Source organism: Rudaea cellulosilytica DSM 22992 (assembly GCF_000378125.1).
Taxonomy (GTDB): domain Bacteria; phylum Pseudomonadota; class Gammaproteobacteria; order Xanthomonadales; family Rhodanobacteraceae; genus Rudaea; species Rudaea cellulosilytica.
Genome location: NZ_KB899241.1, coordinates 1,546,830 through 1,571,676, shown reverse-complemented (window position 1 = coordinate 1,571,676; position 24,847 = coordinate 1,546,830). Strand labels below are relative to the sequence as shown.

At 65.5% G+C, this 24,847-nt stretch carries 20 protein-coding genes; 14 read left to right on the top strand and 6 right to left on the bottom strand.

The window, feature by feature from the left end; genetic code table 11:
- Positions 1-65 precede the first annotated feature (65 nt).
- The 3 genes from F455_RS0106995 to F455_RS0106985 are packed head-to-tail and all read right to left on the bottom strand — an operon-like array spanning position 66 to position 2,722.
- On the bottom strand, positions 66-1,268 hold the full coding sequence (locus tag F455_RS0106995) for an O-antigen ligase family protein (RefSeq protein ID WP_018972567.1): 1,203 nt from the start codon (positions 1,266-1,268) through the stop codon (positions 66-68).
- Between the two features lie 37 nt (positions 1,269-1,305).
- A complete protein-coding gene (locus F455_RS20040; RefSeq protein ID WP_018972566.1) occupies positions 1,306-2,478 on the bottom strand; it encodes a glycosyltransferase in 1,173 nt (390 codons plus the stop codon).
- A 22-nt stretch (positions 2,479-2,500) separates the two neighbouring features.
- Positions 2,501-2,722: a zinc-finger domain-containing protein gene (locus F455_RS0106985; RefSeq protein WP_018972565.1), complete on the bottom strand. Its 222-nt coding sequence runs from the start codon at positions 2,720-2,722 to the stop codon at positions 2,501-2,503.
- Positions 2,723-2,899: 177 nt separating this feature from the next.
- Here F455_RS0106985 and F455_RS0106980 point away from each other — a divergent pair, with 177 nt between their 5' ends.
- Positions 2,900-4,165, top strand: a complete 1,266-nt coding sequence (locus tag F455_RS0106980) for a Yip1 family protein (RefSeq protein ID WP_018972564.1) — start codon at positions 2,900-2,902, stop codon at positions 4,163-4,165.
- Between the two features lie 143 nt (positions 4,166-4,308).
- On the opposite strand, the gene F455_RS0106975 is transcribed toward F455_RS0106980, so the two are convergent.
- On the bottom strand, positions 4,309-4,941 hold the full coding sequence (locus F455_RS0106975) for a YceI family protein (protein ID WP_018972563.1): 633 nt from the start codon (positions 4,939-4,941) through the stop codon (positions 4,309-4,311).
- 181 nt (positions 4,942-5,122) lie between these two features.
- On the opposite strand from F455_RS0106975, the gene F455_RS20035 reads away from it, so the two are divergent.
- Complete coding sequence (locus F455_RS20035) at positions 5,123-6,145, top strand: mitochondrial fission ELM1 family protein (protein ID WP_018972562.1); 1,023 nt, start codon at positions 5,123-5,125, stop codon at positions 6,143-6,145.
- 26 nt (positions 6,146-6,171) lie between these two features.
- Here the strand turns inward: F455_RS20035 and glnE are convergent, their stop codons facing one another.
- Positions 6,172-9,015, bottom strand: coding sequence for a bifunctional [glutamate--ammonia ligase]-adenylyl-L-tyrosine phosphorylase/[glutamate--ammonia-ligase] adenylyltransferase (glnE, locus tag F455_RS0106965; RefSeq protein WP_026293154.1), 2,844 nt, complete (start codon positions 9,013-9,015; stop codon positions 6,172-6,174).
- Between the two features lie 342 nt (positions 9,016-9,357).
- On the opposite strand from glnE, the gene F455_RS0106960 reads away from it, so the two are divergent.
- From F455_RS0106960 to purD, 11 genes are all read left to right on the top strand, one after another.
- Complete coding sequence (locus tag F455_RS0106960; RefSeq protein ID WP_018972560.1) at positions 9,358-10,209, top strand: 2OG-Fe(II) oxygenase; 852 nt, start codon at positions 9,358-9,360, stop codon at positions 10,207-10,209.
- A gap of 192 nt (positions 10,210-10,401) precedes the next feature.
- Complete coding sequence (locus F455_RS0106955; protein WP_018972559.1) at positions 10,402-12,558, top strand: protein-disulfide reductase DsbD family protein; 2,157 nt, start codon at positions 10,402-10,404, stop codon at positions 12,556-12,558.
- Complete coding sequence (locus F455_RS0106950) at positions 12,558-13,103, top strand: TlpA family protein disulfide reductase (RefSeq protein ID WP_018972558.1); 546 nt, start codon at positions 12,558-12,560, stop codon at positions 13,101-13,103. The genes F455_RS0106955 and F455_RS0106950 overlap by 1 nt, the downstream gene beginning before the upstream one ends.
- 168 nt (positions 13,104-13,271) lie before the next feature.
- The gene (aroQ, locus tag F455_RS0106945) at positions 13,272-13,742 is read left to right on the top strand and encodes a type II 3-dehydroquinate dehydratase (protein WP_018972557.1); all 471 of its coding nucleotides are present in this window, start codon (positions 13,272-13,274) and stop codon (positions 13,740-13,742) included.
- Positions 13,743-13,767: 25 nt separating this feature from the next.
- Positions 13,768-14,244: an acetyl-CoA carboxylase biotin carboxyl carrier protein gene (gene accB / locus F455_RS0106940; RefSeq protein ID WP_018972556.1), complete on the top strand. Its 477-nt coding sequence runs from the start codon at positions 13,768-13,770 to the stop codon at positions 14,242-14,244.
- 12 nt (positions 14,245-14,256) lie between these two features.
- A complete protein-coding gene (accC, locus tag F455_RS0106935) occupies positions 14,257-15,624 on the top strand; it encodes an acetyl-CoA carboxylase biotin carboxylase subunit (RefSeq protein WP_018972555.1) in 1,368 nt (455 codons plus the stop codon).
- A 10-nt stretch (positions 15,625-15,634) separates the two neighbouring features.
- The gene (gene prmA, locus F455_RS0106930) at positions 15,635-16,543 is read left to right on the top strand and encodes a 50S ribosomal protein L11 methyltransferase (protein WP_018972554.1); all 909 of its coding nucleotides are present in this window, start codon (positions 15,635-15,637) and stop codon (positions 16,541-16,543) included.
- A 63-nt stretch (positions 16,544-16,606) separates the two neighbouring features.
- Positions 16,607-17,377, top strand: a complete 771-nt coding sequence (locus F455_RS0106925) for a zinc-ribbon and DUF3426 domain-containing protein (protein ID WP_018972553.1) — start codon at positions 16,607-16,609, stop codon at positions 17,375-17,377.
- A gap of 245 nt (positions 17,378-17,622) precedes the next feature.
- The gene (locus F455_RS0106920; protein WP_018972552.1) at positions 17,623-17,895 is read left to right on the top strand and encodes a helix-turn-helix domain-containing protein; all 273 of its coding nucleotides are present in this window, start codon (positions 17,623-17,625) and stop codon (positions 17,893-17,895) included.
- 140 nt (positions 17,896-18,035) lie between these two features.
- On the top strand, positions 18,036-19,643 hold the full coding sequence (purH, locus tag F455_RS0106915) for a bifunctional phosphoribosylaminoimidazolecarboxamide formyltransferase/IMP cyclohydrolase (protein ID WP_018972551.1): 1,608 nt from the start codon (positions 18,036-18,038) through the stop codon (positions 19,641-19,643).
- 134 nt (positions 19,644-19,777) lie between these two features.
- Positions 19,778-21,061 carry a phosphoribosylamine--glycine ligase gene (gene purD / locus F455_RS0106910; protein ID WP_018972550.1) on the top strand — a complete coding sequence of 428 codons (1,284 nt, stop codon included), beginning with the start codon at positions 19,778-19,780 and terminating at the stop codon, positions 21,059-21,061.
- A gap of 58 nt (positions 21,062-21,119) precedes the next feature.
- Here the strand turns inward: purD and F455_RS0106905 are convergent, their stop codons facing one another.
- Positions 21,120-22,754, bottom strand: coding sequence for a tetratricopeptide repeat protein (locus tag F455_RS0106905; RefSeq protein WP_018972549.1), 1,635 nt, complete (start codon positions 22,752-22,754; stop codon positions 21,120-21,122).
- A gap of 200 nt (positions 22,755-22,954) precedes the next feature.
- Between F455_RS0106905 and F455_RS0106900 the strand changes: the two genes are divergently transcribed.
- The gene (locus F455_RS0106900; RefSeq protein ID WP_018972548.1) at positions 22,955-24,841 is read left to right on the top strand and encodes an MFS transporter; all 1,887 of its coding nucleotides are present in this window, start codon (positions 22,955-22,957) and stop codon (positions 24,839-24,841) included.
- Positions 24,842-24,847 lie beyond the last annotated feature (6 nt).

The following is a 24,847-nucleotide window of genomic DNA, read 5'->3' as shown; positions in this document are numbered from 1 at the left end:
ATTCTCGCTGAGAGCACGCGAGAATATCTGCCGAATCAAGAGTAGAGCAATAACTCGAGCACCTGCTACGAGCGCGACTCGCGCGCGCTCAGCGCAGCGCAATACAGCGCCAGCAGCCACCAGAACACCAACCCCCACCACGCCGCATAAAACTCGAGATGCGTGTTGAGCGGGAACGTCATCGCCGCAAGCGCGAGTGCGGGCGCGAATGCGCGTTCGCGCGCAGCGGCATCCGCGCGCCACCAGGCGCTCCACGCAATCGCAAAACCGAAAATCCAGAATGCAAGTCCGATCGCACCTGCTTCGCTGAGGATTTCAAGCACGATCTGATGTGCGTGCAGCGCGCCTTCGTCGGGATCGGCATTCGCGAACGCGTCGCCCGCCCCGGCGTACTGCGCGTAGGCGTACCGAAACGCATGCACCCCGATCCCGTTGATCGGGTGCGCCTCGAACATGCGCCACGCGGTCGGCCAGATGCGCGTGCGGCCGGAACTGGCGTAATCGACCGAAGCTTCGGTGCCTTGCAGCGCGCGCAACGAGCGCTCGACGCGCGCATCGAACGCGGGCGAGGCGTGCAAGGCGACGAGTACGGGCACAGCCGCGAGCGCGACTGCGCCGGCGCTCCATCCGACGAAGCGCAACGGCGCGCCCGCCTCGCGCCAGAGAAAGGCAAGTGCGACCAGCGCGTACATGAGCCAGCCGGCGCGTTCGCCGGCGAGCAGAATCGGCACGAGGGCAAACACGAATGCAGCAACCAGCCCGATACGACCGAAACGTTCGCGCGCCGCGGCAAGCACGAACGGCGACAGCACCGCGAGCACAGGACCAAGCTTGAGATTGTTCGCGCCGAAGATGCCCGAAAGCCGATCCTTGTCCGATGCGCCGGCGATGCCGTAGCCGGTGAACGCCTGCACCCAGGCGTCGAACAACCACAGCGCGACGACTGCGCCGATCGCGAACGTGACGCGTGGCCAGATGCGCGCCTCGCGCAAGCCAAGACAGGCAAACAGCGCGAATGGCAGGAAGCGCAGAAGACCGCCGACCGTGCTCCATGACTTACCCGGCGCAACCGAGTCGAACGCCGATATCAGCGCTGCCAGCCAGTAGCAAAGAAACAGCGCAACCGCGAGGTGGACACCAGCGTGGGTGCGCAGCCCCCTGCGTTCGCGCCACGCAAGCACCACGCCCGCGATAACGCACAGCCCTAGCGCAGCATTGGCGTAACCGATGCCCGGCGCCAGCAGCACAAGGATGGCAATGAGGAGCACCGCAGGCCAAACCTGAAAAAGCGTTCTATTCATCTGATCAGCGCAACATGTTTGAAGCCTTTTCCGTCGATGATGAAGCCATCGGGGCAGAAGAAGCATGGACGACCTCGGCGTACAACGCCAACGTCGCGGCCTGCATATCGGCGAGCCGGTATTTTTCCAGCGGCGCGACCGGTGGTGCGGCGCGCAGCAAGTTGCTGGCGCATTCGAGCAAAGCCTTTGCGTCGCCGAGCATCACGCCGCCTTGCGGGTACAGCTCGGTGAGCAATTCGCCGACGCCGCCGTGGGCGTAGCCGAGCACGGGCCGGCCGAGCGACAACGCCTCGACCACGGTGCGTCCGAACGACTCGGGCTGCGTCGACAATTGCAGGACGAGGTCGGAAACCGAATACGCCTCACGTACGTCGCTACGCGGCGGCGTGATCGCGAGACGGTCGAGCACGCCGCGTTGTTTCGCGAGCGCTTCAATTTCACCGATGTATGCCTCGCGCCCCGTCTCGCGCGCACCGAGCAACAGCAAGCGCGCATCGACATCGCGTGCGCGCAGCGCGGCGAGCAGCTCAACCGCATCGCGATGACCCTTGAGGCGCGTGCCGCGGCCGGACAAGACCAGCAGCTTGCCGCCGGCGAGCTGCGGAAATTCGGCAAAGAAACGTGAGCGCCAATCCTCGCTGGCGCGATAGTCGCGTGGGAATTCAAGCGGATCGATTCCACGCGGAATCACCGCGACGCGCGCGGGATCGAGCCCGGGATAGTGCTGCATCAAGTAATCGCGCAACGTATTCGACACGCTGATCACGCGCTCGCCGCGCGTGAGAATCGCGCTGTAACGTCCGGGCGAGTTGAGCCCATGTACCGTCGTGACGAAGTGCGGTCGCGTGGCCTGGGGCATGCCGCGCAGCGCGTGCCAACCGATCCATGCCGGCAGACGCGAGCGCGCGTGCACGATGTCGGGCTTGATCTCGGAGAACAAGCGCCGCAGCGCCCAAACATGGCGCAGCGTCGTCAGCGATTTGCGTCCGATATCGATTGCGACATGTTCGCTGCCCTCGGCGACGAGTTTGTCGACCAGGCGTCCGCCGGCTGAGATCGCGATCGAACGATGTCCGGCCGCGGCGAGCGCGGCGCCGATCTCGAGCGTCGAGCGCTCGACGCCGCCCGCATTGAGGGTAGGCAGCAGTTGCACGACGGTGAGGGAACGCGCGGGCATTGCGGCGCGCGAAAACGCGGAATCAGGACTTGAGCGTGAAGACCGCGCCACAGTAAGGGCATTTCGCACTACCCGTGGCCTCGACCGGCAGATAAACCTTAGGATGCGAGTTCCACAGCGACATGCCCGGCATCGGGCAGGACAGCGGCAGGTCGGCGGCGGTGACCTCGTAGCGATTCTCGGCGTTGGCGGGAATCGTCTTCGCCGCGGCGGGGTTCGGCGAGACAGCGGCAGCGGCGGTCATATTGCATTTCCGTACGGACAGCCGCGGGGCGGCGAAGGAATGGATTTTAGCAAGGTTCGCGCCGGCAGCGCAGAAGTGCGCAGCAGTTCTCGATCCACGATTGTGCAGGGCCGCATTTCCGTGACCCGAAGTATGGGTATGATGCTCCAGTTGCCACTACCGACGGGGAATACCGCAATGGATTTCAACAAACTGATCGCGCGGGTCAAGAACATCCTGTTGACGCCGAAAACCGAATGGCCGGTGATCGCCTCCGAACAGGAGACGGTGCAGAGCCTGTTCACGAACTACATCATGATCCTTGCCGCGATTCCCGCGGTGGTCCAGCTGCTCAAACTCAGCATCATCGGCATTTCGATTCCGATCGTCGGCGGCACCTACCGCGTCGGTATCGGCATGGGCATCACCCAGATGGTGGTGACCTATGTTGTCGCGCTCGGCGTGTGCTATCTGATGATGCTCATCGTCGACGCGTTGGCGCCGACGTTCGGCGGCGAGAAGAACCAGGTGCAGGCGCTCAAGTCGATCGCCTATGCGAACACCGCGGGCTGGGTCGCGAGCGTTCTCGGCCTCGTCGGCCTGCTCGGTTCGCTGGCGGCGCTCGCCGCGGCGATCTACGGCATCTATCTGCTTTACATCGGCCTACCGAGCACGATGAAGTGCGCGCAGGAAAAGGCCGGCGGCTACGCGGCCGCGACCATCATCATCGGTTTCGTGCTGTCGCTGATCCTCGGCATGGTGCTGGCCAGCGTCACCGGCTTGAGCGGCGCGATGGGCAGTGCGATGAGCGGCAGCCTCAACAGTTCGTCGACCTACACGCCCGACCAGAACAGCACGCTCGGCGCACTCGCCGCGATGGGCCAGCGCGCGGAGGTCGCGAGCAAGAAGCTCGAGGCCGCACAGAAATCGGGCGATGCCAAGGCGCAAGCGGATGCCGCCGGGCAGATGCTCGGCGCAGTGCTCGGCGGCGGCGCGGTCGAAGCGCTCGCGCCCGACGCGCTCAAGCCGTTCGTGCCGGAGACTCTTGCCGGCCTGCCGCGCACGAGTTTCTCGGTGCAGAAGCAGGCGCCGATCGGCATGCAGGTGTCGATCGCCGAGGCGCGCTACGGCAACAACACCGGTGACGGCCCGAGCTACGAGCTCACCGTCACCGATGCCGGCGGCGCCACGGGGCTCATGGCGCTAGCCGGATTCGGCGCGCTGGAAAAGGAGGAGCAGAGCGACCACGGCTTCGAGAAGACCTACCACCAGAACGGGCGGCTCGTGCACGAGGAGTGGAATAATTCCGGCGACGGCGAGTACACCATCATCCTCGGCGACCGCTTCGTCGTCATGGTGAAGGGTTCGCATGTGCCGAATGTCGACGCGATCAAGACGGCGCTGGGCGGCTTCGATCTTGCCGGCCTCGAAGCGCTCAAGTCGCAGGGCGTGAAGAAAGGCTGATATCGCACCGTTTGACGAGTTGCCGCTGCGCGACGCGCAGCAGGTGAGAAGACTGCCTCCTCACCCGCCGTTTTCCTCTGAACGCTGACGCCCTTCCCGGGCGCAACAAGCGCAGCGCATGGCACCGCGATTTCCGAACCTGCTTATTTCGCCTGGGCCTGCTTCGCATCGAGCGTGATGCGGACGGCGATGTCGTCGCTGACGTTCGGCACGTACTTGTTCACGCCGAAGTCGGAGCGCTTGATCACGGTCTCGGCGTCGAAGCCGGCCGCCTGCGCCTTGAACGGTCCCATCTCGAACAGGCCGATCTTGTTGACCTTGGCGTTGAGCGTCACCGGCTTGGTCACGCCGTGCACGGTCAGGTCGCCGGTGATCTTGAGGCCGTTCTCGCCGGCCTTCTCGACCTTGCTGCTCTTGAACGTGATCGTCGGATACTTGGCTGCGTCGAAGAAATCCGCACTCTTGAGGTGCTCGTCGAGCTTGGCCACGCCGGTATCGAGGCCATCGAGCGGCAGCGTGACCGAGACCGACGACTTGGTCAGGTCGGCCTTGTCGAGCAGCACGCTGCCTTCGATCGTCTTCAAGCGTGCGGTCGGATTGGAAAAGCCGAAGTGATTCCAACCGAAAGTGACATTGCTGTGGGAGGGGTCGATGTCGTACTTCGCCGCGGCCGCGGGAGTGACGGCAGAAGCTTTCGCGCCATCGGCGGCAAAGGCGGGAATGCTGGCGAACAACAGGACCGCCGGCAACAAGACAGACAGGGCAAGACGTTTCATATGTGCAAATCCTCAGGGGTGGGGTCGATGACGCAGCTGCAGAAAATTTTGGTGTGAATCCGCGCCCGATGGTTCAATCCACCGCGGCTCGATGACGAGATGGGCGCAGTATATCGACGCACAATCCCCGGATTGCGCTCGCGGATAGGACAGTGAGGCATATCAACCGTACAATCGACCGGTGAAGCAGGAACTTCCCCATCGCCCAGGAAGCGCCGCCGGCGTTGTTGTCGTCACCGATGGTGCGGCGGGCAACGAGCGGCAGGCGTTGTCGCTCGCGCTGGCGATGCGGGTGTCGCCGCGCGTGTTGCGCATCGCACTGCGCGCGCCGTGGCGCTGGTTCGGACCGGGATTCACACATGGCGCCGGCCTGTCCATCCTACATTGGCAGTGGAAGATGCTGTCCTCGCCCTGGCCCGCGCTCGCTATCGGCTGCGGTCGCCAGGCCGCAGTGATCACGCGCGCGCTGCGCGAGGCCAGCGGCGGCGCCACGTTCGCAGTGCAGATCCTCGATCCGCGCGTCGACCGCAAGCATTTCGATCTTGTCGTCGCGCCGCGCCACGACGGCCTCGAAGGCGACAACGTCATCCAGACGATGGGTTCACTCAATCCGATCGACGCTGCCTGGCTCGCCGAGGCGAGAGTGGAATTTTCCACATTGCAGCAGCTGCCACGGCCACGCACGGCCCTGCTCGTCGGCGGACTCCGGCACGGACTGAACATGGACGAACGCTGGTTCGACGCGCTGCTCGCGCAGCTCGAGCGCTGGCGCGAACGCGACGCCGGTTCGCTGCTGATCACGACCTCGCGACGCACGCCGCCGGAATGGCGTGAACGCCTGCGCGGCGCATTCAAGAACGGCACCACCTGCTTCTGGGACGGCGAAGCCGATGGGGTCAATCCATACCCGGGCTATCTCGCCGTCGCCGACCGTATCGTCGTCACGCCCGACTCGGTCAACATGCTCAGCGAAGCCTGCGCGACCGGCGCGCCGGTATTCACCTCGCTGCCGGCAGGCGCGCCGGCCAAGCTCGCGGCATTCCATGCCGAACTCGTCGACCAGGGCTGGCTGCACGACATCCACGCGGATGCCGCAGGCAGACAGCAACCGCCGCCGATGCGTGAAATGGCGATGGTCGCGAGCAAGGTCTGGCATCACATCGAGGCGACGCGGCCCGATGTGGCTGTCGCGTTCGAGCGCTGATTCTTTCCTTCTCGCACCGCGAGAAGCTAAGCGAATTTCAGGTCGAACGCCGTCGCGATCGCCGTTACCGCTTGCGTGTGGCACAGCAGTTCCGCGTCGCGCTCGACCAGACGCGGGCGCGCATCGAGCGTGCAGGTCAGCCCACGCGCGAGCAGGACCGCATGCGCATCGGCGAGCGCACGCGCCTGCACGCGGTCGAACAGTCCCGCTTGACGTGTGAGCGCGATCAGCGACGCTGTGTTGCCGCTGCGCAGCAGCGCCGCGTGTTCTTGCGCGTGGATCAGCACGAGCGCCTGCAACAGGAATTCGATGTCGAGCAGTGCGCCCTGGCCCTGCTTGAGATCGAGCAACTCGGAGGTAGAGCGATCGCGCTCGACGCGCCAGCGCTGGCGCATGCCGACGACTTGTTCAACCACGTCGTGCGCGTCGCGCGCCTGCGCGAGCGTGGCCGCGCGCACGCCGGTGAAGCGCGCGAGTGTGTTCGCGTCGCCCGCGATCGGCCGCGCGCGCACGAGTGCCTGCTGTTCCCAGACCCAGGCGCGCTCGCGCTGGTAGTCGGCGAACGATTTCATGCTCGTCACGAGCAGACCCTTGCCGCCGTCAGGGCGCAGGCGCACATCGACCTCGTACAGCCGGCCCGCGTGCGTCTGCAGGCTGAGCCAGGCGACGACGCGCTGGGCGATGCGTGCGTAGTAACGCGCGCCGTCGAGCGGGCGCGCGCCGTCGCTCTCGGCCTGTGCGTACTTCTCGTCGTAGACGAACACGAGATCGAGATCGGAGCCGAAGCCGAGCTCCTCGCCGCCGAGGCTGCCGTAGCCGATTACGGCGAGACCCGCATCGTCGCCGAGTCGCCCATGCTGGCGCTGCATTTCGTGCATCGCCATGTCGAGCAATTCGGCGACGACGAAGTCGGCCGTGCTCGACAATCCGCGCGCGGTCGCGGCGGCGCCGAGATGACCGCCGCGATAAGCCAGACCGACGCGAAACGCGGCGCTGTTCTTCTGCTCCTGCAGGACAACCAGGCGCGTCTCGGTGTCGCCGGGCGGCACATTGGCGAGATGCCGACGCGAAGCCGCGACGAGTTCCTCGTGGCTCGGCGCCTGCGTTTCCATGCGCGCGTCGAGCAGGTCATCGAGCAGCAATGGGTGCGCGATCACCCTCTCGGCGAGCAGCGCGCTGTCGGCGAACAAAGCGACCAGGCGCCGGCGTGCGCCGGCCTGTTCCTCGAGCAGGGCGAGATAGGCCGAGCGGCGGATCACGCCGTGCAGCAGGCGCAGCAATCGATCCAGGCAGACATCGGGACCGACGCTGTGTGCGGCCTCCTCGATCAGCGTCGGCAACAGCGCGTTGAGGCGTGCGTGGCCGCGCGCCGACATCGTCTGCGCAGCATGCAGCAGTGTGGCGACCTTGGCATGCAGCGTCGCCGCATCGCGATATCCGAGCGCCTGCAGCGCCGCCGCGTCGGCACTGCCCTCGGCGACGCGCTGCACATAAATCGTCGCCTCCGCGGCGGCGGGCCGCGCGTCGGCCTGCAGCGGCGCCATCACCTCGGCGAAGATCGCGGCGACATCGGCGCGCGCTCGCGAGAGTTCCACCATCAGCGCCTCGACATTCGCATAGCCCAATGCCTGCGTGATGCGCGCACGTGCCTCGAGCTCGTTCGGCAATGCGTGGGTCTGCTCGTCGCGAAACATCTGCACGCGGTTCTCGACCCGGCGCAGCAGCAGGTAGGCCGCGCGCAGGCGCTTGGCGCGATCGGCCGCGATCACACCAAGCTGTTCGCAAGCCGCAAGCGAAGGCAGCAGGCCGCGTTCGCGCAACGCCGGTTCGCGTCCGCCGCGGATCAGCTGCAGCAGCTGCACGATGAACTCAATCTCGCGGATGCCGCCCGCGCCGAGCTTGAGATTGTCTTCCAGATCTTTGCGCGCGACTTCGGCGTCGATCAGCGTCTTCATCTCGCGTAGGCCGGCGAAGGCGGTGTAATCGAGATAGCGGCGATAGACGAACGGGCGCAATGTTTCGATCAACTGCTTGCCGGTGCGCAAATCGCCGGCGACCGGACGCGCCTTGATCCAGGCGTAGCGCTCCCAGTCGCGGCCCTCGCGCTGGTAGTACTGCTCCATCGCTGCGAACGACAACGCAACGCGGCCGGCGCTGCCGAACGGGCGCAGGCGCAGGTCGACGCGGTAGACGTAACCGTCGACCGTGATCTCGGCGAGCAGTTTGACCAGCATTTGGCCGAGCCGGGCGAAGAAGGTTTCGTTCGCTAATGGGCGCGCGCCATCGGTTTCGCCGTTCTCGTCGAAGGCAAGGATCAGGTCGATGTCGGAAGAAAAATTCAAATCCGCGCCACCGAGCTTGCCCATGCCGATCACGACGAGGCGCTGGGCGACGGCGTGCACGTTGCGTGGAACGCCGTGGCGGCGGATCAGCGCGCGTTCGCCGAAATCATGCGCTGCGACGAGGCAGGACTCGGCCAGCGCGGTCGAACCCGCGAGCGTCTGCTCGACGCCGTCGAGGCCATTGATGTCGCGCCAGATCAGGCGCACTGCCTCGCGGCGTCGGTAGCGGCGCAACGCGCGCATTGCCTCGGCCTCGTCCAGCGTCGGATCGAGCACGAGCGGACGCGTATCGGCGTGATGCGGGTTGGCCATCAACATGAGGCCGCTCGCATTCAACAACTCGGGATCGCGCTGAAAGCTCTCCCAGGCGAAATCGCTCGCGAGCAAAACGCGGCGCACGCGCTCGTCCACGCCGGCGTCGTCGTGCAGCACCACGTTCGCCTCGCGGCAGCGAGCGAGCAGGCGTGCGTAGCGGTCGGCCACAAATTCGCGGGTGAAAGGCGTGGAAGGTGAGGGCGCGATGGACACGGCCTAAGCGTTGCACAAACGGGGCGTGCATGTTCGACAAAGCGCGGCGTACACGCAAGGTTGGCGCACTGCGCCGCAGGAGCGGCGCGAACGGCGCAGCCGATCGCGTAGCGGCGAAGGGCAGGATGCCCAGTGCAAATAAAAAGCCCGCCGCGATTGCTCGCGACGGGCCACCCTCCCCCACAAGCCCTAGGGCTTCGTGTGGGGGTATTGGATTACAAATTTTTCACGTACGCACGTCGCGTCGCAACAATTCTCTGGCGTATGTGCTTTTCCAATGCCCCCGCCGGCGCCGCCTTGCCGGCTAAACTTGTTTTTTGCCATGCGATGGACGAGACCCGTATGAACGCGCACATGCAGGTGCCCGAGGAGTGGCGCAACTGGATCGCACACAATCTGGAGCGCGGCTGCGACCTGGAAATGCTCGTCGCGGACATGCTGCGCGCGGGTTTCGATGCCGGCGCGGCGCGTAACGCGGTATTCGGCATGGCCGACCAGAGCGTAGCCGCCGCAGCGGCCGCGAACGGCACCTACGTCTACGAAACGCCGCGCCTGCCCGCAGGCAATGTCATTCATGCGCAGGAACGCGATGTGCGCGTCGTGCTGCGCATTGACCGGCCGACGATCGCTTTCGTCGACAATCTGCTCGACGCCGACGAATGCGATGAACTCGTGCGCATGTCGGCACACAAACTCGTGCGCTCGACCATCGTCGACCGCGAGCGCGGCAGCGCCGAAGTGACTACCGGGCGCACGAGCGAGGGCACGTACTTTGAGCTCAACGCCGACGCCTTCATCGCGCGTCTGGACCGCCGCATCGCCGCATTGATGAACGCGCCGATCGAGAACGGCGAAGGTCTGCAGATCCTGCACTACCGGACTGGTGACGAATACGCACCGCACTATGACTACTTCCCACCCGAAGACGCAGGCAGCCGCGCGCATATCGCCCAGGGTGGCCAGCGCGTGGCGAGCCTCATCATCTATCTCAACGACGTCGAAGACGGCGGCGCGACCGTGTTCCCCAAACTCGGGCTGCGCATCGGGCCAAAGAAGGGCGCCGCGGTCTACTTCGAATACTGCAACAGTCTGGACCAGGTCGACCCGCAAACCCTGCACGGCGGCCTGCCGGTGCTCAAAGGCGAGAAATGGATCGCGACGAAGTGGGTGCGGCAGCGGCGCTATGTCGCCTAGAGAACATCGCAAATGCAGAGCGACATGAACCACGCGCCCCGCAAACCGCATCCACGATGGCGGAACCGCCACTGCACAGTGGTCAGGTAAAATGAACTATCCACGATCACACGACTCGGCACGCGCTGAAAGCGCGACCGGTTGCTGCCGGTCTTCACTGCCTCTCGATTCGAACTCTGAGATCATTTCCGGATGAAATTTCTGCGCCACGGCATTCTCCTGCTCATCCTCGCCTGCCTGTTCGCTTCGCCCGGCCTCCGCGCCGCGGAGGCCGACGAGTTGTTGCCGGTCGAACAGGCCTTCACGGTCAATGCGAAGGCGCTCGATCGCGGCACGCTGCAGCTCGATTGGAAGCTCGCCGAGCACTACTACCTCTACCGCGACCGCATCAAGGTGACGACGAACGACGCGGGCGTCGCGCTCGGCGCACACGAATTGCCAGCGGGCGAGAAGAAGCACGACGAGTTTCTCGGCGACGTCGAGGTCTACCACCAGAATTTTTCCTCGACGCAAAAACTGACCGCCCCGGCCGACGCCGCGCAGGTCACGCTTGCGGTGCGTTACCAGGGCTGCCACGAAGTCGAGCCGAAGATCTGCTATCCGCCGCATACGGTGAAACTCGCGCTCGATCTGCCCACGGCGAGCGGAACCGCGTTGCCCGCCGCAGGCGCGACCAACCTGCTCGGCAGCGGCGCCTCCGGCAGCGCGCTTGATACGGGCGAGCCGCTGCCGGTCGACAAGGCCTTCGTCTTCGAGGCCATCGCGTCGGGGTCTGGCGAAGTGCTCGTGCGCTTCACGATGCCGAAAGGCTACTACCTGTATCGCGACAAGACCTCGTTCCGCGCGGACAACGCGACACTCGGCGCGCCACGCTGGCCCGAAGGCAAGTTGCACGAGGATGCAAGCTTCGGCAAGACGACCGTGTATTTCGACCAGGTCGACGTGCCGATCGGCGTGTCGAGCCTCGCTGCGGGCCAGCCGCTGCACTTCACCTCGACGTTCCAGGGCTGCCTCGAAGGCAGCGTCTGCTACCCGCCGACCACGCGCAGCATCCAGGTGACGATGGCCGGCGCTGCCAGCGGCGACGGGATCGCGACCTCGGTCGCCGACATTTCGCCGCAGGCACGGCCTGCGGCAAGCGGCGGTTCGCTGTTCGCAGCGCTGTTTGCCGCGCTGCTCGGCGGCCTGATCCTCAACCTGATGCCTTGCGTGCTGCCTGTGCTTTCGCTCAAGGCGATCTCGATCCTCGAAGGCGGCGAGTCGCCGCGGCACGCGCGCAAGCACGTGCTCTGGTACACCGCCGGCGTGATGCTCTCGTTCGCCGCGGTCGGCCTCGCCGTGATCGCGTTGCGCAAAGCCGGCATGGCCTACGGCTGGGGCTACCAGTTGCAGCAGCCGCTGATCGTCGCCGTGCTCGTCTACGTGATCGTCGCGATCGGCCTGTCGCTGTCGGGTGTGGTCCAGTTCGGTGTCGGTCTGACCAATGCTGGACAGGGTCTCGCCTCGCGCTCGGGACCGGCCGGCGATTTCTTCACCGGCGTGCTTGCGGTCGTGGTGGCAAGCCCCTGTACGGCGCCATTTATGGGTTCGGCGCTCGCCTTCGCCTTCGCGAGTTCGACGCTGACCGCGTTCCTCGTGTTCATCGCGCTCGGCCTCGGTCTGGCGCTGCCGTTCCTGCTGATCGGTTTCGTGCCCGCGATCGGCCGCCTCCTGCCCAGGCCCGGTGCCTGGATGGAAACACTCAAGCAGTTGCTGGCGTTTCCGATGTATCTCACTGCGGCATGGCTGATCTGGGTGCTCGGCAACCAGCGCGGCGTCGATGCGATCGGCCTCGTGCTTGTCGGCGTGATCGTGCTCGGCTTGGCGCTGTGGTGGTTCGAACGCAGCCGCTATGGCAGCGGTCCGTGGCGCGCGCTAGCGCTCGTCGCACTGCTGCTCGCACTGCCGCCGCTGTACGCGATTGCGCGTCTTGAACGCAGCACGGTCGCGGCCGCTGACGTGGCCGGCCAAGTCGCCTTCAGCCCGGCCAAGCTCGCCGAGTTGCGCAAGGCCGGCAAGGCGGTCTTCGTCGATGTCGGTGCAGACTGGTGCACGACCTGCAAGGTCAACGAGCGCGCCGTGCTGCACACCGATGCGTTCCGCGCCCTGCTCAAACGCACCGATACCGTGTTCATGGTTGCGGACTGGACCAATCCCGATCCCGATATCGAATCCTTCCTCGAGAAATTCCATTCGGTCGGCGTGCCGCTCTATGTCGTGTTTCGCAAGGGCGAGGAAGGTCACGCCTTGCCGACCGTGCTGACCCAGGGCATAGTCGAGTCGGCAATCGAGGGCAAGTCGGCGCCGTAATGCTGCAACGTTCCCATCTCGTAATCGTCGCCGTGGCCATCCTCGGCGCCTTGCTCGGCTTGTTCGCTTCGACGCACATGAACGACTACGCCGATCGCCCCGTGCCGCCGGGCATGACCGTGCTCAAGGTCGGCGATCAGCGCGCCGATCTCGAGCTGTCCGATGTCGAAGGCAAATCGCGGCGACTGTCCGAATTCGACGGCAAACTCGTGCTGCTGAACTTCTGGGCGACTTGGTGCGGTCCGTGCCGCGAAGAGATGCCGCTGCTCGACGCGACCCACGAAAAATTCGCCGACAAGGGCCTGCTCGTGGTCGGCGTCGCCGTCGACGATGCCGATGCCGTGCGCGACTTCCTCAAGGACTATCCAATCCGCTACCCGATCCTGCTCGCCGGCGACGACGAAGACGCCTCGCTGCGTTATGGCGACACCCGCAGCGTGCTGCCGTATAGTGTGTTGATCGGTCGCGACGGCAGGCTGCTCGCCCAGCGCGCGGGCTATTTCAGCGAAGAAAGCCTCGGCGACTGGCTGCAACCGCATCTCTAGTCAGGCGGGACGGAGCCGCAACAACCCGCAGCCTGCCAAGTATTCAAACAGCGGATCAACATCGGCCATCTTCGCCGAATTTGTACGTATCGCACTGGACAAGTCGGCATCGACGGCGCAGACTTCCGCGCCTTGACCGGGCCGCCGGCCCGTCGGACTTTTCCATTCGTGGCGAAAATACTCGTCCTGCACGGCCCCAACCTGAACCTGCTCGGCACGCGCGAGCCGGAGATCTATGGGCGCGCGACGCTGGACGAGATCAACGCCGACCTGGCGGCACGTGCCAACGTCGCAGGTCACGCGCTGGAATGTCTGCAGTCGAATGCCGAACACGAGCTGGTCGGGCGCGTGCAGCAAGCGCGCACGGACGGCACGGCGTTCATCCTGATCAATCCGGGTGCGTTCACCCATACCAGCATCGCCCTGCGCGACGCGTTCGCCGCCGTGGCGATTCCGTTCATCGAAGTGCATCTTTCGAACGTACATGCGCGCGAGGCGTTTCGCCGGCACAGCTATCTGAGCGATCTCGCCGTCGGCGTGATTTGCGGTCTCGGGCCGATCGGCTATGGATTGGCGCTGGAAGCAGCAGTGCAGCGTCTTGACCAATCCTGCATCGACGAAAAGCCCAAGCAAAGATAATCGGAACCAAAAGAAAGGTTTATCAATGGATCTCCGCAAAATAAAAAAACTGATCGACATCCTCGAGGAATCCAACCTCGCCGAACTCGAAATCAAGGAAGGCGAGGAATCGGTGCGCCTCTCGCGCGTGCCGAAAGGATCCGCCATGGGGCCAGCCGCGCCGATGACGCACGTCCAGGTTCCCGCTGCCGCGGCTGCACCGGCATCCGCGCCCGCGGCGAGTGCGTCGGCCCCGGCGCCTGCCGCCGGCGGCAAGGAACTGCCGCCAGGCCATGTCCTGCGCTCGCCGATGGTCGGCACGTTCTACGCCTCGCCGAATCCCGAGGCGCCGGCCTTCGTTAAGGTCGGCCAGACGGTCAAGGTCGGTGACACGCTCGCGATCATCGAGGCGATGAAGATGTTCAATCAGATCGAGGCCGACGCGGCCGGCACGGTGCTCGCCGTGCTTGCGTCGAGCGGCCAGCCGGTCGAGTTCGACGAACCGCTGTTCGTGATCGGCTGAGTCGGCGCGCCCATGCTCGATAAAGTCGTCATCGCCAACCGCGGCGAAATCGCGCTGCGCATCCTGCGTGCCTGCGCCACGCTCGGCATCAAGACCGTGGCCGTGCATTCCACGGTCGACCGCAATTTGAAGCACGTCGGCATGGCTGACGAGTCGGTCTGCATTGGCCCCGCACCCGCTGCAGAGAGCTATCTGTCGACGCCGGCCATTATTGCTGCGGCCGAAGTGACCGACGCGCAGGCGATCCATCCCGGTTACGGCTTCCTGTCCGAGAACGCCGACTTCGCCGAACGCGTCGAGCAATCCGGCTTCATCTTTATCGGCCCGACGGCGCCGGTAATCCGCCTGATGGGCGACAAGGTCGAAGCGATCAAGGCGATGAAGGCCGCAGGCGTGCCCTGCGTGCCCGGTTCCGGCGGCCCGCTCGGTGATGATGCGGCGACGAATGCGAAGATCGCGCGCGAAATCGGCTATCCGGTCATCATCAAGGCCGCGGGCGGCGGCGGTGGCCGCGGCATGCGCGTGGTGCACACTGAGGCGCATCTCAACAACGCGATCCTGACCACGAAGTCCGAGGCCAAGGCCGCGTTCAACAACGATCAGGTCTACATGGAGAAGTTCCTGGAGAATCCGCGCCACGTGGAAATCCAGGTACTCGCCGACGGCCAGGGCAACGCGATTCACCTCGGCGAGCGCGACTGTTCGATGCAGCGCCGCCACCAGAAGGTCGTCGAGGAAGCGCCGGCGCCGGGCATCACGCCGCAACAGCGTGCCGATATCGGCCGCGTCTGCGTCGAGGCCTGCATCCGCATCGGCTATCGCGGCGCAGGTACGTTCGAGTTTCTCTACGAAAACGGCCGCTTCTACTTCATCGAAATGAACACGCGCATCCAGGTTGAGCATCCGGTGACGGAGATGATCACCGGTGTCGATCTCGTGCGCGAGCAGTTGCTGATCGCGGGCGGCGAAAAGCTTTCGATCAAGCAGGAAGACATCAAGATCACCGGTCACTCGATCGAATGCCGCATCAACGCCGAGGATCCCGACACGTTCATGCCATCACCCGGCATGGTCAAGCGCTTCCTCGCCGCCGGCGGCCCCGGCGTGCGCATGGATACGCACATCTATGACGGCTACAAGATCCCGCCGAATTACGACTCGATGATCGGCAAGCTGATCGTGCACGGCCGCGACCGCGAAACCGCGATCGCGCGCATGCGTATCGCGCTCGGCGAATTGGTCATCGACGGCGTGAAGACCAACATCCCGCTGCAGCAACGCATCATGGCCGACGGCGGCTTCCAAGCCGGCGGCCAGAATATCCACTATCTCGAAAAACGCATCGCGGAACAGCGCGAGAAAGGCATCGGGCGCGGTTGAGGATACGCCGATGGCCTGGCTCGAACTCTCCCTGACCCTGCACGCGAAGCAGCAGGAACGCGTCGAACTCGCGCTCGAGGATCTCGGCGCTCTCTCGATCACGCTGCGCGACGCCGACGCGGATACGCCCGACGAGCGCGCGATTTTCGAGCCCGGCGTCGGCGAGCTGCCGCTGTGGAACGAGATTGTGCTCAACGCACTGTTCGCGAGCGATGTCGACCGCAGCGGGCTCGTCCACGCGCTGCACGAGCTCGTGCCCGAACTCGCGCCGGACCGCATTGCGTTTCGCGAGGTGGCGGACCAGGACTGGACGCGTGCCTGGATAGACACCTATCAGCCGATGCGCTTCGGCGAACGCCTGTGGATTTATCCGAGCACGACCGAACCCGGCGCGGACGATGCCGACAAGGTGATAGTCCATCTCGATCCCGGCCTCGCCTTCGGCACCGGCACGCATCCGACCACGGCGTTGTGCCTGGAATGGCTGGACGCGACCGACGTGAGCGGCAAGAGCGTGATCGATTTCGGTTGCGGCTCAGGCGTGCTCGCCGTGGCCGCGCTCAAGCTCGGCGCCGCGCGCGCGGTCGGCGTCGACAACGATGCCCAGGCAATCGAGGCGAGCCGCACCAACGCCGAGCGCAACGAGGTCGCGGCCGGACTCGAGGTGTATCTGCCGGAGGATTTCCCCTCGCAACGCACGGACATCCTGATCGCCAACATCCTCGCCGGCCCCCTGGCCGATCTCGCTGCGCAACTCGCGGCCAGCGTCAAGCCGCAGGGACTGCTCGCCCTGTCCGGCATCCTGCGCGGACAGGAGACGGAACTGCTCGCGCGTTATGCGCAGTGGTTCGAAGACCTCGCCGTTGCAACGCGCGAAGATTGGGTGCGCATCACCGGCAGGAAGAAGGCCGCAGACTGATCGCCGGAGTGTGGAAATTTCGCACTCTGCACCTCCAACCTCCGCACTTCTTACAATTCCGCCATGTACACGCAATGCCCCGACTGCCTGACGATCTACATGATCGCGCCCGAGGCCTTGGCCCAGGCGCGCGGCAGCGTCGTCTGCAAACACTGCACCGCGGTGTTCGACGCGCTGCGCACGTTGACCGCGGACCTGCCGGTCGGCGTGCAGCATCTCGCGCAGCATGAATCCGGCGCGACGGTCCCCGAGCTGACGCTGCCGATCATGCGGCCCGTGGCTGCGGCGAAGAGCGCCGCCCGCCCCGCCGCCCCAACCGCGGCGCCGACCCCGGAGTTCGCACGCGCGCATCGCGCGGCACGCGCCTCGTCCGGCTGGGTATGGAAAGGCGGCATCGCCCTGCTCTTCCCGCTGTTGCTCGCCCAGCTTGCCTGGGCCGAACGCCGCGAGTTGCTGCAAAACCCGACCGCGCGCGCCTGGCTCGAACGCGGCTGCACCGCGCTGCATTGCTCGCTGCCACTCGCGCGCGACGCGGATAACCTCACCCTGCTCTCGCGTGACGTGCGCCCGCACCCCTCAGTGCCGAACGCGCTGATCATTTCGGCGACGCTGCGCAATGACGCAGAGGTGGCGCAGGCGTTCCCCACCGTCGAGATCACGTTGACCGACCTCGATGAACAGCGCATCGCGATGCGCCGCTTCAAGCCGGCCGAATATCTCGGCGACGCGCGCACGCTGAATTCGGGTCTCGCCGCGCATGGGTCGACTGCGCTCGTGTTCGAGGTTGCCGATCCGGGCAAGAACGCGGTGGCGTACGAGTTCAAATTTCTCTGAATCATGCCGCGCCTGGCGAACACCGTCGTCGGAAGGCGGCCAGCCGTAAGCCGTGCTTTAAGGCATCGACGCGTCTTGCTTATGCCGCGAATTGCCGACGCCGTGCAAAAAATACTTAACCCAGGGACGTTACAGCGATAGACTACCCGACCCGCGTTGCAAATTCTTCGGCTTCGCTCGACTCGTGAAGCCGACCCGGGATTGCCGTATCAGGGAAGAACCGAAAGCAAAAAAGGTATCGCACGATGAATGCTGCCCCTAACCTGCGCCTGAGCGAAGCGACCGAGTCCGCGCTGCAGCCTGCCCTGCGCGAGTGTGTCGCGCGCGCGGTGCGCCGCTATCTGCACGACATGGATGGCGAGGCCAGCGACCTGTACACGCTGGTCCTCGACGAGGTCGAATGCCCGCTGCTGCGTGAAGTCATGGACTGGGCCGGCGGCAACCAGAGCAAGGCCGCCGCCGCGCTCGGTATCAATCGCGCAACCCTGCGCAAAAAGCTGGCGGCACACGGGCTGTAACGAAAGGTCGCACACTGCGCGCTTCGCCGGTTCAAGAGCGAGCGCAGGGAAATAACACCGGCGAGGCGGCGCACCGCGCGAAGCGCGCAGCGCAGCCCCACGCACTATAATCTGCGCCCCTCCCCTGCTCCTCACCGCCCGTGACAAACTCTCACGTACCCATCCGGCGCGCGCTGCTCAGCGTCTCCGACAAGACTGGCCTGATCGAACTCGCGCGCGCGCTCGCCGCATGCAAGGTCGAGCTGCTTTCCACCGGCGGCACGGCGAAAGCGCTGCGCGATGCGGGCATTGCGGTGAAGGACGTCAGCGAGCTCACCGGGTTCCCCGAAATCATGGATGGCCGCGTGAAGACCCTGCACCCGAAGGTGCACGGCGGCCTGCTCGGCCGGCGCGGCACTGACAATGCGGTAATGGCCGAACTTGGCATCCAGCCCATCGACCTGCTGGTGCTGAATCTCTATCCGTTCGAAGCCACCGTCGCCAAACCGGACTGCACGCTGGAAGATGCGATCGAGAACATCGACATCGGCGGCCCGGCGATGCTGCGTTCCGCGGCGAAGAACTGGAACGACGTCGGCGTGCTCACCTCGCCAGATCAGTATGCGACGGCACTCGCGGAAATCGAACAGCATGGCGGTCTTTCGCGCGCCACACGCTTCAAGCTCTCGGTCGCGGCGTTCAACAACGTGTCCAATTACGACGGCGCGATCAGCGACTACCTCTCCGCGCTCAAGCTCGACGATGCACACGAGACCATCTCCGGCCACGAGACCTTCCCCGCGCAAGCCAACGGCCGCTTCGTCAAACTGATGGACCTGCGCTACGGCGAGAATCCGCACCAGCAGGCAGCGTTCTACCGCGACCTGCATCCCACGGCAGGCACGCTGGCCACGTTCAAGCAACTACAGGGCAAGGAACTCTCGTTCAACAACATCGCCGACGCCGACGCCGCGTGGGACTGCGTGCGCAGCTTCGTCAAGCCGGCCTGCGTCATCGTCAAGCACGCCAATCCCTGCGGCGTGGCCGTGAGCCTCGACGGCATCGGCAAAGCCTACGACCTCGCCTACCAGACCGATCCGACCTCGGCCTTCGGCGGCATCATCGCGTTCAACCGCGAAGTGGACGGTGCTACCGCACAGGCGATCGTCTCGCGCCAGTTCGTCGAAGTGGTGCTCGCACCCGCGTACGCCGACGACGCGCTGAAGGCGTTCGCAAAGAAAGGCAATGTGCGCGTACTCGAAATCCCGGTGCCACCCGGCACGGATCTCGTCACCGCGCACCCCGGCAACAACTCCAAACGCGTCGGCTCGGGCCTGCTGATCCAGACCGCCGACATCGGCATGGTCAAGGCGGAGAACCTGAAGGTGGTGACAAAAGTCGCGCCGACGCCGCAGCAGATCGACGATCTGATCTTCGCCTGGAAGGTGGCCAAGTTCGTCAAATCCAACGCGATCGTCTACGCCAAGGATCGCCAGACCATAGGCATCGGCGCCGGCCAGATGAGCCGCGTGTACAGCGCAAAAATCGCCGGCATCAAGGCTGCCGACGAGAAGCTCGAAGTACGCGGCTCGGTGATGGCCAGCGATGCGTTCTTCCCGTTCCGCGACGGTATCGACGCCGCCGCGGCGGCGGGCATCGCCGCGGTGATCCAGCCCGGCGGCTCGATGCGCGATGCGGAAGTGATCGCCGCAGCCGATGAGCACGGCATGGCGATGGTATTCACCGGCATGCGCCACTTCCGGCATTGATGCCGCTGCGCGGCATCAACCCAAAGTTTGCATGGCAAACTTCGGGCCTCGGCCCCCTCTTCCACACCCCCATTCGCGCCTTTGGCGCGAATCGCCCCCTGACTCAGGGGGCTCATCTCAGCAGGAATCACGGCATGAAGATTCTGGTCATCGGCAGCGGCGGTCGCGAACACGCACTGGCGTGGAAGTTGAAGCAGTCGCCGCGCGTCAGCGAAGTCATCGTCGCGCCCGGCAACGCCGGCACGGCGATCGAGGCCGGCGTGCGCAACGCACGGATCGCGGCGACCGACATCGACGCGCTGCTGCATCTTGCCCAAGCGGAAAATGTCGCATTGACCGTGGTCGGCCCCGAGGCGCCGCTGGTCGCCGGTCTCGTCGACCGCTTCCAGGCGGCCGGTCTGCGCTGTTTCGGCCCGAACGCCAAGGCCGCTCAGCTCGAAGGCTCCAAAGCCTTCGCCAAGGACTTCCTTGCCCGTCACGGCATCCCGACCGCGCACTACGCCGTGTTCAGCGAACTCGCGCCCGCGCTCGCCCACGTGCGTGCGAAAGGCGCACCGATCGTGATCAAGGCCGACGGCCTCGCCGCGGGCAAGGGCGTGGTTGTCGCAATGACGCAGGCCGAAGCCGAGCACGCGCTTGCGGACATGCTCGGCGCAAACACACTGGGCGCCGCCGGCGCGCGCGTCGTCATCGAGGAGTTCCTCGACGGCGAGGAAGCAAGCTACATCGTCATCGCCGACGGCAGGCACGCGTTACCGATGGCGACCAGCCAGGACCACAAGCGCGTCGGCGACGGCGACACGGGACCGAACACGGGAGGCATGGGCGCGTACTCGCCGGCGCCCGTGGTGACGCCCGAAGTCGAAGCGCGCGTGCTGCGCGAGATGATAGCCCCGACGCTGGCCGGCATGGCCGCCGACGGCGCACCGTTCACCGGTTTCCTCTATGCCGGCCTTATGATCGACAAGCACGGCGCGCCGAAGGTGATCGAATTCAACGTGCGCTTCGGCGACCCGGAGACGCAGCCGATCATGCTGCGCCTGCAATCCGATCTGGTCGAACTGATTGAAGCGGCGCTGGACGGCAAGCTCGACACACAGCGCACACAGTGGGATGCGCGCCCAGCGATCGGCGTCGTCCTCGCCGCGCACGGCTATCCGGGCACGGTGCGCACCGGTGACGCGATCGTCGGCCACGATGGCGATTTCGGCGCCGACGTGAAGGTGTTCCATGCGGGCACGAAAATGCAAGGCGCCGATGTCGTCAGCGCAGGCGGACGCGTGTTGACGGTGTGCGCGCTCGGCGCGGATCTGCGCGCGGCGCGGCAGCACGCCTACGCTGCGATCGAGCATATCCGCTTCGACGGCGGCTTCCATCGACGCGATATCGCCCACCGCGCACTGCAGCGCGCGGATTGATCGCTCCGACAAAGGCTAGGCGTCATGCTCTCAGCTCAGCCGGGCATGACGCCGGCGGCTAGTTGCCGGGCTTTGCCGGTGGTGCTGCGGCAGCCGGCGGCGGCGCGGCCAACAGCGGCGCCTTGAAGTACGGATGGCCGGCAGGCCACGGACGATCCGGCACCTGTTGCTTGACGAATTGCTGCATCGTCGAGCGAAGCAACGCGGCCGCCTCGACATTGCGCGCACGCGTCGCCTCGAAGATCGCCTGCGCCTGGTATTCCTGCGCTTCCTTGAACTTGCCATGCGCGGCCAGCGCGAGCGCGAGCGCGGCGGCGTTCGTCGCATCCGGACGCTTCTTGTAGAGCGCCTGGCCGTACTCGAGCGCGATATCGCGAGTTATCGCGTCGGCGTCCGCACAGGTGCTGGCGACGCGCACGAAGATCTGCAGCAGGTCGCCGTCGTCCTTGCGCCGCGCGAGCACGGCGTTGACCGCCTGCAATGCGCCATCGCATTTGCCCTGTGCCGTGAGCGCGGCGACCAGGTGTGCGTACGCCGTGGCACTGTCGGGCTGCAGTGCGATCAGGCCGCGATACTGTTCGGCGGCCTGCGCGTAGCGCGTGCGGCGCATCTCAGCATTGCCGAGCAGCAGCCAGGAATCGGGCAGCTTGCGATCGGCTTTCTGCGCCCGCTTGTACTCGTCGTAGGCTTTCGCATCGTCGCCGGCATACTCGGCGACGATGCCGCTGGCGACGCGCGCGGTCGCGCTGTCGGACTTCGCCTTGAGCGCCTGGTCGACATAGGTCTGCGCAACCGCCTGGTTGCCAAGCGTCGCCTCGACACGCGCGCCGAATGCGAGCGCCTCGACGTCGTCCGGGGTCTTCTGCAGGACCACGGCGAGCGTGTCGCGTGCCGCCTGAAGGTTGCCCTGCTGTACCAGGCTGCGGGCGTCGGCAAGCGTGCTGCCGATTTCCTGCGGCGCGGCGAGCATGCCCGCAACGAGCGGATCATCCAGCGCCGCCGTGCCGCGCCCAGCCTTCGCGCGCGCCTCATCGGCAGCCTTGGCGTTGTTTTGTCCGGCATAGGCGTCGGCGAGATAGGCGTACAGGCCGGTCGCCTGCGGATCGAGCTTGAGCGCCTTGTTGATCGCGTCGACCGCGTCGGCGTAGCGCTTCTGCTTGAGCGCGAGCTGGCCGAGCATCGCAAACACAACCGGCACGTCGGCATGTTCGCGCGCCGCGTCTTCAAGCAGCTTGCGCGCACCGGCGGTGTCGCCGAGATCGACGAGCGTGTCGGCGAGACGATAGCGGATCGGCAAATAGATCTTGTCACGCTCGAACGCGGCCTGGAAGTTGGCGCGCGCATCTTCGTTGCGCTTGAGTTTGCGTGCGATCACGCCGCGCAGGTAGAACCAACGACCGTCGTTCGGACTGACCTGGGTGGCATCGTAGAACGCGACCGCCGCGGCTTCGTCGAACCCGTTGCGCGCGTACAGCGCGCCGAGATCGGCGTAGGCTTGGGCGAGCGGCGGACCGACGAGATCGGCTTTCGCCTTGTCGATCGTGGCACGGTCGGCGACTAGCTTCTTCGCCGCGTCGGCAGTCATCTTCGACGTGTCGGGCGTCGGCACGGGCTGCAGCGTCCCGTCGGCATGGACCGCGATCGCGGCGAAAGCGAGCAGGAAAAAAACGGAAAGCTGTAGCGATTTGCGCATGATTGTGTCCGGAAACCAGGTCGTGCCAAGCAGCGTAGTTTATCAGCCGCGAGGTTTGTTACTCTGGCTACGGGGTGAACGACGGCCGTGGCGCTGCGCGATGCGCGACAGCTCGCGGCGTAATACGTCGGCACGCAACGCGGCGCCATGCGTCGTTTTCAGACAACATGCGCGAAGCTCGAAGCACACAGAGGGTAGCGATGTCCGATCACAGTCAGTTCCGCCTGTTGCGCGAGCGGCGCTTCCTGCCGTTCTTCCTGACCCAGGCGCTCGGTGCGTTCAACGACAACGTGTTCCGCGTGGCGACGATCCTTTTGATCGGCTTCGCCATGAACCTGCCCGACGAGCAGGTGTCCTTCTACAATAACGTCGCGCCGGCGCTGTTCATCCTGCCGTTCTTCCTGTTCTCGGCTTCGGCGGGTCAGCTCGCGGAGAAGCTCGAAAAGACGCGCATCATCCGCTTCGTCAAGGTCTTCGAGATCGCCGCGATGGCGATCGCGACCTGGGGCTTCGTCACCAAGAGCCCGTGGCTACTGCTGTTCGTGCTGTTCCTCATGGGTGCGCATTCGACCCTGTTCGGGCCGATCAAGTACGCGATCCTGCCGCAGGCGCTGCGCGACAACGAACTCGTCGGCGGCAACGCGCTGGTCGAGACGGCAACCCAGCTCGCGATCCTGTTCGGCATGATGGCCGGCGGCGCGCTGATGTCCGCTGGCGGCGCGGACGGCCCACTGTTCGCCTCGATCGCCGTGCTCTGCGTCGCCGTCACCGGCTATCTCGTGTCGCGGGCGATTCCGCCGGCGCCGGCGACCGCGCCGGAACTGAAATTCAACTGGAACATCTTTTCCGAGACCTGGCGCGCGATGCGCTTCACCGCACAGGATCGCACCGTGTTCAACTCGGTGCTCGGCATTTCCTGGTTCTGGTTCTTCGGCATCGTCGTCACCGCGCAGCTGCCGAGTTACACGAAGATCTATCTCGGCGGCAACGATGCGGTGTTCACCTTCACCCTCGCGCTGTTCTCGATCGGCACCGGCATCGGCTCGCTGCTGTGCGAGCGCCTGTCCGGGCACAAAGTCGAGATCGGCCTGGTGCCGTTCGGTTCGATCGGCATCACCCTGTTCGGCGTCGATCTGTATTTCGCGCGTGCGCAGCCGGCGCCCGTGCAAGGGCTGGGGCCGCTCGAATTCCTGCATTCCGCGGGCGGCTGGCACATCGCGCTCGATCTGACCTTGATCGGCGTGTTCGCCGGCTTCTACATCGTGCCGCTGTTCGCGCTCGTGCAGAGCCGCGCCGAACGCCACCATCTCTCGCGCATCATCGCCGGCAACAACATCATCAACGCGCTGTTCATGGTCGCGGCGACGGCGCTGTCGCTCGCGCTGCTCAACGCGCTGCACTTCAGCATTCCGCAGCTGTTTCTCGTCGCCGCGCTGCTCAACGCCGTCGTCGCGATCTACATCTACACGCTGGTGCCGGAATTCCTGCTGCGCTTCGTCGACTGGATTCTGATCAGCCTGCTCTACCGCATCCGCACGCAAGGCCTCGACAACATTCCCGAGCAAGGCCCGGCCGTGCTCGTCTGCAACCACGTCAGCTTCATGGATTCGCAGATCGTGCTCGGCTGCATCCGCCGGCCGGTGCGTTTCGTCATGTACTACAAGATCTTCAACACGCCACTGAAACCGCTGTTCAGGGCGATGAAGGCGATACCGATCGCGGGTGCGAAGGAAAACCCGGAACTGCTGCAACGCGCGTTCGAGGAAGTCGACAAGGAACTCGCCGCCGGCCATCTCGTCTGCATCTTCCCCGAAGGCGGCATCACGCGTGACGGCGAGATCGCGCCGTTCCGTTCCGGTGTCGAGAGGATTCTCGCGACGCGACCCGTGCCCGTGGTGCCGCTGGCACTGCGCGGACTCTGGGGCAGCATCTTCAGCCGCAAGGATTCCTGGCTCAACCGTGCGCGCCTGCCGCGTCGTTTCCGCGCGCGCATCGAACTCGTCGCCGGTCCGGCCGTGCCGGCGGCCGACGCGACCGCTGTGCTGCTCGAAGCCAAAGTGCGCGCGCTGCGCGGCGATCTGGCCTGATCGGGT